Origin of the sequence: Mesorhizobium sp. M2A.F.Ca.ET.039.01.1.1 (assembly GCF_003998035.1) — a bacterium.
Taxonomy (GTDB): domain Bacteria; phylum Pseudomonadota; class Alphaproteobacteria; order Rhizobiales; family Rhizobiaceae; genus Mesorhizobium.
Genome location: NZ_RZRY01001056.1, coordinates 1 through 1655 on the forward strand (window position 1 = coordinate 1; position 1655 = coordinate 1655).

Here is a 1655-nt window from a genome sequence, read left to right on the forward strand (position 1 = left end):
GAACCTGGACCATGCGCGGATGACTGCCCAGCCGACGGATTTCAGCGGCCGCCAGCTTTGGATCCTGGGGCGCAATGACGATCGAGCCCATGAAGCGATTGTCCTTCGGCAACCACTCCGCGATCTGATAGTCATTGTAGGCACTGACCAGCGCACTAGCGTAATAGGGATTTGCCAGCGTTGAGGCTTCAATGGGCTCGTCGCCGGTCAGGATCGCCACGCCGACATTATATTTGTCGAGGTGTTTGTCTTTCATGATCCGGTAGTTGTCCGCTTCAGTCTCAGGCCGCACATCCTTTCGGGAGAAATCCTGCGGATGAAACCAGGGGCGATGGCCGTGCGGGAACGATCCTTTCGGGCCAGTCTTCTCGCCCTCGATGAACATGTCCTTCCAGATGCCAGAAAGATACGGCTCCAAAACCGTGGCGCTTGACCAATAGTTGTGACAATCGCAGTCGACGATAAACACTTTAGCTTTCGCTCCCTGTCTAGCCCGGCCGTGCTGGCCGTTTAGTGCCTCCACCTTCCGCCTTGACAATTGCCGGATCAAGCCAATGATCTCTGGGTAACGATCGGCTTTTTCGATTAAGGTACGACGCATGCAGCTGGACCACATCGAGACGTTCCTCGACATTATTGAATCGCGGAACTTCAACCGGACTGCCGACCGGCTGAACATTACTCAGTCTACGGTCAGTACTCGGATCAAGAGTCTCGAAAGCGCGGTAGGGTCAGAGCTTTTCCATCGTGGTCGGGCTGGCGCTGAGCCGACTGCGGCGGGGCGACGTTTCGAGGCCTACGCGCGAGCGATGCTTTCGACCTGGTCGCAGGCGCGCCATGACGTTCGCGCGTTCAACCGGTTCGAAGGGACGCTGCGTGTGGCCGCCCAGGTTGGCATGACACGATCGGTGCTGCCGGGGTGGGTGGAGGCGCTCTGCCAGGTGCTTCCCAAAGCCTCGATCCATGTGGAATCCGACTATTCCAATCAGATGGTGACCGATCTCAGCATGGGAAATCTCGACATAGCGGTGCTCTACGCACCCCGCTACCTTCCCGAAATTACTTATGAGCACCTCATGGTCGAGGAATATGTGATGGTCTCGACCTTTGCCAGGACGCTATCGGAGGTGAATCCCGACAGCTACATTCGCCCGGGCTACACCGTCGTGCTCGAGAAAACCCACTCGGAGCTGATCCCTGCCCTGGCAATTTCGCGTCTTTCCATGGGATCCGAAAGCTTGGCCGAAGCGATGCTGCGGCGAACCGGAGGCAGTTGTTACATGCGCAGCGACGATGCCCGCAGGTTCACGGCCGAGTGCCGGTCGTTCCTGGTCGAGGGCGCGCCGACGCTTTACCAGCCAGTCCATACGGCCATGCTCGCCCGACGTAAGCATGAGCCGATCATCCGCAAAGGGCTTCGCGCGCTGCATCTCGCGGTGATGTCGCTGGAGATCTAGATCGAAATTTCCGATTAAAAAGCAGGCTCAAGCCCCTGTTTCGCGAAGGCCTCGGCTGCCATGTTGGCGCGTCATTGAGAGCCAAACATGAACGCACACACTTCGTTTCCGGCTTCCATATTTGTTGCGCCTTTGCGGCAGCGCCAATGGGCCGACGCATCGCCGCAGGTAATGCTCTGCCGTCGCGTGATCGACGAG

Annotated in this window: 2 protein-coding genes; one reads left to right on the forward strand and one right to left on the reverse strand. The window is 58.2% G+C overall.

The window, feature by feature from the left end; translation table 11 throughout:
- Nucleotides 1-469, reverse strand: a 469-nt coding sequence (locus tag EOA24_RS37180) for an amidohydrolase family protein (protein WP_145992574.1), incomplete at its 3' end; no start/stop codon positions are given.
- A gap of 130 nt (nucleotides 470-599) precedes the next feature.
- On the opposite strand from EOA24_RS37180, the gene EOA24_RS37185 reads away from it, so the two are divergent.
- Complete coding sequence (locus EOA24_RS37185; RefSeq protein ID WP_126082609.1) at nucleotides 600-1457, forward strand: LysR family transcriptional regulator; 858 nt, start codon at nucleotides 600-602, stop codon at nucleotides 1455-1457.
- Nucleotides 1458-1655: the final 198 nt, after the last annotated feature.

Coding starts and splice junctions, on each gene's coding strand:
- EOA24_RS37185 (WP_126082609.1), top strand. CDS start 600: ATGCAGCTGGACCACATCGAGACGTTCCTCGACATTATTGAATCGCGG.